Below are 6058 nucleotides of genomic sequence, written 5' to 3'. Positions count from 1 at the left end.
TTTTTTTAAGATAAACAAGGGCGTTTCACTTCAGTGCAATGCAATTTTTATAAATACAATTGCCTTATACCTTATAAATAGTTTCGGGCGGCCAAAGGCCGCCCGAAACTATTTAACCTGAGTTCGGGATAAGAGAATTAAGATTAATGTGCTGGAAGTTACTATTGGGCTGATAGTTTCTTAAAATTGAATTAACTAGTCTTAAAAAAATTGATAAAAACCGAGGTATCATTATTTTTCACGACCTTAATAACTTCCCTCTTCCAACTTCAGGCTTCCTTACCTTATTAAAAACAGAAATGTCTTATCCCGAACTCAGGTTATTTACATTATTCTGATCGGTTTTTTAAACTCATCAATCGCCACAAAAGTAAAATCACCCACAATAGCTCTTTCTCTTTCATAAGAGTACATCTGCTCGGTATAGATTTCTACATTCACTTTCATACTTGTTTTTCCGACATAGGACACCTTTCCGATCAGTTCCACAATAGTTCCGGCAGGAATAGGCTTTTTAAAATCAATCTTATCGCTGCTCACGGTTACCACTCTTTTTCTTGCGAAACGGGTTGCCGTGATAAAAGCTACTTCATCCATCAGCTGCATAGCAGTACCTCCGAAAAGAGTGTCATAGTGATTGGTTGTGTTGGGGAAAACTGCTTTAAAAATTCTGGTTTCGGATGTTGCAATTCTTTCTTCTGTAGTCATATTTCATTTTTAATTAATACGAAATGAAATAGATCAAAATAACAGAACAGTGACAGGAATCATAGGAATTCCTGAAGCAGTCCATCAGATCAATAAACTTCAAATCGCGAAAGTTTCTTGTTTAAAGAAATAGGCAGGTCTCCTGACTTGTAACATCTTTTATCTCCTTCCCGTGCCCTGCACAGTGGATCTTTGATAAAGACTTCAGTTACTTACAGTTGCGCGACAGTCCGTGATTTTCACACGGTTCCCTTTTAATCTGCGTTAAGCAGAACCAGTTTCTGTGATGAATTAGCGTTAAACTTTTTCAGGGCAAAAATAAGAATATTAGTGTGAAAAACGGCAATTATTCCGGACTATTGTAAATAATCTGGCTCATCACCCTTCCTTCCTTGATGGTCCAAAGTGTGACATATCTGTTTTCTCCCGAGCCGTTGATCATATAAAGATAGATATGATCTTTGTCAAGAGCTGTTACTCCGACATTATTAAAATCCATAGTAGGCTGGAACATATTTTTAATGGCTTCCCTTACAAATACAGAACCTCTTCCAGGTTGCTGAACTCTGATGGATTTAATTTCCGTCATTCCCTCAGGAAGCCCATCTTTGATTCCCCAGGGTTTTACTTTATCTATTGTAAGAATTTTTCCATCGCCATCTTTTTCCTGTTTTCTGTAGCCGGCATTGGACGGATACACATCAATAACCACCTTGGTCCTTTGTGAAGTAGGTATTTTCGGATTACTGTTATCTGTGAAAATAAGTGATTTTCCGTTCTTAGATTTTGAAGGAGTAAACTGAGGAAGTTGATCTATAAAGGCAATACGTTCTTTATTGACCATTCCTTCCTTCTCAAGATTCTCGTATCTCACAAAAGGTTTTTCCTCATCCTGTTTTTCAGGATATTTGATCCATATCCATTCCGTTTCTCCAGGTGCAGGTTTTACATAAACAAATACATCACCTTTACGCATCCGGATTTTGTCTACGATTTTTCTGTAGTTATCTTTGTGGACACGCACATTGGCATAGCCCTCTTCAGCTTTTACAACGCCAAAAGGAACTTTATTCTGACCTTTGACAAATGCTAAGGAAAAAATGCTGAAAGCGGAAAAGTACAATGCTTTGTTTATGGAAATCATTTTATGAATTTTTTTGATCCCTCAAATATATAAATTAAATGTTTTTTTGATCAGTAAAATATAACGGTATTTTGATTAAAATGATCAATATTTTCGTGAAAAGGTGAAAACTCTTGATATTAGAGTTATTTATTACTCAAAAAAAACAAAGAAACCTTATTTTAGAAATTCATCAGAAAATTAAAAAATAGCACTGAAAAATTCAGCGCTATCATACCTTAATACTTACATCGACAATTGTCGAAATGTTATTTCATTAAATTCTCTCAAGTTCATCCGCATTAATCGTTGTCTTAAAAGTCCCGTAGTTCACGATCACTTTATTCTTGGAAATTTTTTCAATGGTTCCTACACTGGTACTTCCCGGAATACGGACACGCTGGCCTTCTTTCATCCAGACTGCACGGTCGGTTTTGCGTTTTTCTTCCAGTTTTTCATTGGTTTCAGCAATCTTTTCGATTACATCTTCCTTTTTAAGCTGTTGCGTGATCTTTCTTTTAACCACCTGAAGACGTTTAGATTCATCTTTATCAGCGCCTATTTTTCTGAATTTTTCCTGTTCCAGCAGTTTCACAAAATCTTTTACAACATCTTTTCTCGATTTCCCCTTCACGTAGCTGTCGATAAATGTTTCAATTTTATTTCCAAACTGAAGCTTTCGGTGTTCCTCTTCATATAGTTTTTGGAAGTTGAAAAGCTTTTGTTGCAGTTGCTCGTTCAGCTTCTGAAGATTGTCGCGTTTGTCTTCTACAGATTCCTTCCTTTCGGCAAGATCGGTTTTCAGTTTTTCAACTTCAAATTTCTCCTGCTGAAGTTTTACGATCGTTTTATCAAGATTGACAATGTCATGTTCTACTTTCTTTTTGGCAGCATGAATAATAAATCTGGGGATCCTGTTCTTTTCAGCTACTTCAAAGGTAAATGAGCTTCCTGCCTGTCCCACTTCCAGCTTATACATAGGTTCCAGTGTTTCTTCATCGAAAAGCATCGCGGCGTTTTCAGCATTCGGGAGCTGTTCTATTACCAGTTTGATATTCGTATAGTGCGTGGTAATGATGGCAAAGCTCTTTTTATCATAGAAATATTCCATGAAACTTTCCGCAAGGGCACCACCAAGTTCAGGATCAGACCCTGTTCCAAATTCATCAATAAGCAAAAGCGTATTGGCATCTGCTTCACGGATGATCCCTGCCATTTTTTTTAGCCTTGAAGAATAGGTAGACAGATGATTTTCGATCGACTGATTGTCACCAATATCCGTCATAATCTTTTCGAAGAAGAACATTTCGGATCTCGGATGTACCGGAACCAGAATTCCGCTCTGGATCATCAATTGAAGCAAACCAACGGTTTTCAGTGTGATAGATTTTCCTCCTGCATTCGGTCCGGAGATACAGATAATTCTGTTATGATCCGTCAATGACAGGCTTTGTGGGAAAATGGTTTTATTCTCTACTTTATTTCTCAGCCATAACAACGGATGATACGCGTCTTTAAGCTTTAATGTCCTGTGACGGTTAATCTTCGGAAGAATTCCGTTGACAAGTTCAGCAAATTTTGCTTTCGCTCTTGTAAGGTCAAGGTCAAAAATATAAATCTGGTATCTCCAAAGCTGAGGCTGAAACTCCGCCAGTTCTGCAGTAAGCTTTCTAAGGATTTTATCTATTTCTTTTTTCTCTTCCTCTTCACTTTCCTTCAGCTTGAAGTAATGTTTTACCACACTATCCGGCTGCATATAGGTAATAGAGCCTGTTTTTGAAATTCCCAAAACCCTTCCTGCCACCCTTTTCTTGAACCCGGATTTTACAGCTAAAACCCTTTGATCTTCAATAATGGTTTCGCGGATATCATCCAGAAAGTCACTTTGTCCGTAATTGAACAGAGCACGGTTGAAATTCTCCTGAATTGCCTTTTTAGCATGTTGAATTTCAGCTCTCAGCTCTTTTAACACAGGAGAAGCGTCACTTTTTACTTCCCCAAAACGGTTAAAGACCTTATCAATCTTATCAATGATTTCTTTTTTGAATTCCAGAACAGAAACATCACCAATCAAAGTAGGGAAAGTCTCAGGCATGGTTGGGAAAAATTTCTGAAGTTTTCCTATCTGTTCGGTTAAGGTTTTTATTTTAATGAAAGCACTGTTTTCCAGGCGGTAATTCTCGATCAGCATTAATTTCAGCTCACTTTCGATATCTTCATATTCATCGAATGGAATTGCATTTGAACTTTCAAAACTCGAAAGATATTCCGACGTTTTTTTCAGTGAAAGTTCCGCCTCGTCAATTTCCATGGGACGAAGGTGAAGAATTTTTTCTCTCGTTTTCGGAGAATACGCAAATGGAGAGATTTCCGCGAGCAATTGCGGAAACTCTAATTCGTTTAAATCTTCTTTATTTATATACACACTGCAAATTTAGTGAGAAAATGTGAATGTTATTTGAAAATGAGCTAATTTGAGAACTTGAGAATGTTGAATCATGTGGTTTTATTAAATTTGAAGTATGAAACTGGAAACCGAACGCTTAATTTTAAAAGACATCAACGAAACCCATGTTGAAGACATTCTGAGAATTCGCAGCAACGAAGTCACTAATCAGTTTGTGAAAAGAAATTCCCCGAAAAACAACTATGATGCTCTGCAGTTTATTTTAACCATAAAAGAAAGAACGCAGAATAACCAGACTGTTTATTTTGGAATTGCCTTTAAAGACCAGCTCAATCTTATCGGAACTATCTGCCTGTGGAATTTTTCTGAAGACCGAAAAACGGCTGAGGTTGGCTATGAATTACTACCGGGCTATCACAGAAAAGGAATTATGTCCGAGGCATTGGAAACTGTTTTAGATTATGGATTTAATGAATTACATTTACAGGAAATTTTAGCTTTTACCCATAAGCTTAATGAAAATTCAAAAGGTCTTCTTTTAAAGCATAATTTTGTTTTGGAAGAGGAAAGAACGGATGATGGTTTTCCTGACAATATTGTCTTTAGTTTAAAAAAGTATATTTAGCTTTAAATTTAATTATCAATTTAACTCATTTTCAAATTATTAATTCAAACCCATGACCTGGACAGAAGTTTTAGCCCCAATAAAAAACACAGAATACTTTACCAACCTTTGGGAAAAAGTAAAGCAGGAATATGCAGCAACCCAAGTATTTCCACCTAAAAACCAAATATTCAGAGCACTGGAAATCACACCTTTTGAAGAAATAAAGGTAGTGATCATCGGGCAGGATCCTTATCATAATGATTATCAGGCTAATGGTTTGTGTTTTTCCGTTTCGGAGCAGGTAGCGGCACCGCCATCCCTTAAAAATATTTTCACGGAATTAAAGGATGACCTGGGAATCATAAGAACATCAAAAGAACTGGATGACTGGGGAAAACAGGGCGTTTTACTACTGAATGCCACTTTAACCGTCCGCGCCCATTCACCGAACTCCCATAAAGATTTAGGCTGGGAAAAGTTTACAGACTTTATCATTAAGGAAATTTCAGATAAAAAAGAGAATGTCGTATTTGTACTTTGGGGAGCTTTTGCACAGAAAAAAGCCGAACTCATAGATCCGGCTAAACATTTTATTTTAAAATCGGCGCATCCGTCACCATTTTCGGTACATAGAGGCTTTTATGGAAGCAAACCCTTCTCAAAGATCAATGAATATCTTGGTTCAAAAGGGAAAGAGCCTATTTCGTGGTAGAATTGGATGCTGTGTCAGCGTTTGTAATTTTGATTCCGATCCTGTATTTTCCATTCAGATCTTTTCCTCCGGCTTCAGCTTTCCGGGAAGGCGTTACTTCTTCCAGTGAAATGGTATATCCGTTGAACTCTGCAGACTTGTGGTAATTTCGTCCTGTATGGTCAGAAGTAGCAAGACTTAAGACGACAGGCCGGGTGTAGGTTCCCATTACTTCTACCTGTGCTACGGCAACTCCTGCCCAAATACATGCTACTCCTTCAGGACAGCGGCTGTCTTCAGAAATACTTTTGAAGGTTACATTCATTTCATACTCTTTAAGGAATTTATTTTCCCCCTGATTAAAATAAATGATACCTTCTTTTTGTACTTCAGCTTTGGTTCCTGAAGAATTGGAGGCTGTTCCGGCAGTTGATTCCGGAGTCTTTGTTTTCTTTTGGGCATTGCATCCTGCTAAAGTGAGCAGTCCCAGACTGAATATGATGGCTTTATGGAACATATTTT

The 6058-nt window shown here is 37.4% G+C and carries 6 protein-coding genes and 1 riboswitch; of the genes, 2 read left to right on the top strand and 4 right to left on the bottom strand.

Features of this window, described 5'->3' with window-relative positions:
* Positions 1 to 324: 324 nt before the first annotated feature.
* The 3 genes from DRF60_RS17475 to DRF60_RS17465 all read right to left on the bottom strand — a co-directional run bounded on the left by DRF60_RS17475 (position 325) and on the right by DRF60_RS17465 (position 4256).
* On the bottom strand, positions 325 to 708 hold the full coding sequence (locus DRF60_RS17475) for an acyl-CoA thioesterase (protein WP_116013716.1): 384 nt from the start codon (positions 706 to 708) through the stop codon (positions 325 to 327).
* A 115-nt stretch (positions 709 to 823) separates the two neighbouring features.
* Positions 824 to 1002, bottom strand: a riboswitch (cobalamin riboswitch).
* 52 nt (positions 1003 to 1054) lie between these two features.
* On the bottom strand, positions 1055 to 1852 hold the full coding sequence (locus DRF60_RS17470; protein WP_116013714.1) for a hypothetical protein: 798 nt from the start codon (positions 1850 to 1852) through the stop codon (positions 1055 to 1057).
* A 256-nt stretch (positions 1853 to 2108) separates the two neighbouring features.
* On the bottom strand, positions 2109 to 4256 hold the full coding sequence (locus tag DRF60_RS17465; protein WP_116013711.1) for an endonuclease MutS2: 2148 nt from the start codon (positions 4254 to 4256) through the stop codon (positions 2109 to 2111).
* Positions 4257 to 4353: 97 nt separating this feature from the next.
* On the opposite strand from DRF60_RS17465, the gene DRF60_RS17460 reads away from it, so the two are divergent.
* Together DRF60_RS17460 and DRF60_RS17455 are read left to right on the top strand one after the other, a co-directional pair.
* Positions 4354 to 4863: a GNAT family N-acetyltransferase gene (locus DRF60_RS17460; RefSeq protein ID WP_116013709.1), complete on the top strand. Its 510-nt coding sequence runs from the start codon at positions 4354 to 4356 to the stop codon at positions 4861 to 4863.
* Positions 4864 to 4915: 52 nt separating this feature from the next.
* Entirely contained in the window at positions 4916 to 5557 is a 642-nt protein-coding gene (locus DRF60_RS17455; protein ID WP_116013706.1) for a uracil-DNA glycosylase, read from the top strand.
* On the opposite strand, the gene DRF60_RS17450 is transcribed toward DRF60_RS17455, so the two are convergent.
* On the bottom strand, positions 5544 to 6053 hold the full coding sequence (locus DRF60_RS17450) for a hypothetical protein (RefSeq protein ID WP_116013703.1): 510 nt from the start codon (positions 6051 to 6053) through the stop codon (positions 5544 to 5546). The genes DRF60_RS17455 and DRF60_RS17450 overlap by 14 nt on opposite strands.
* Positions 6054 to 6058: the final 5 nt, after the last annotated feature.

Source organism: Chryseobacterium elymi (genome assembly GCF_003385495.1).
In the GTDB taxonomy this organism is placed as follows: domain Bacteria; phylum Bacteroidota; class Bacteroidia; order Flavobacteriales; family Weeksellaceae; genus Chryseobacterium; species Chryseobacterium elymi.
The sequence above is the reverse complement of the archived record's forward strand: the minus strand, read 5'-3'. Positions and strand labels throughout refer to the sequence as shown.

Bases quoted from the DNA above. Each gene is read 5' to 3' on its own strand.
- DRF60_RS17475 (WP_116013716.1), bottom strand. From the start codon at position 708: ATGACTACAGAAGAAAGAATTGCAACATCCGAAACCAGAATTTTTAAA.
- DRF60_RS17470 (WP_116013714.1), bottom strand. From the start codon at position 1,852: ATGATTTCCATAAACAAAGCATTGTACTTTTCCGCTTTCAGCATTTTT.
- DRF60_RS17460 (WP_116013709.1), top strand. From the start codon at position 4,354: ATGAAACTGGAAACCGAACGCTTAATTTTAAAAGACATCAACGAAACC.
- DRF60_RS17455 (WP_116013706.1), top strand. From the start codon at position 4,916: ATGACCTGGACAGAAGTTTTAGCCCCAATAAAAAACACAGAATACTTT.
- DRF60_RS17450 (WP_116013703.1), bottom strand. From the start codon at position 6,053: ATGTTCCATAAAGCCATCATATTCAGTCTGGGACTGCTCACTTTAGCA.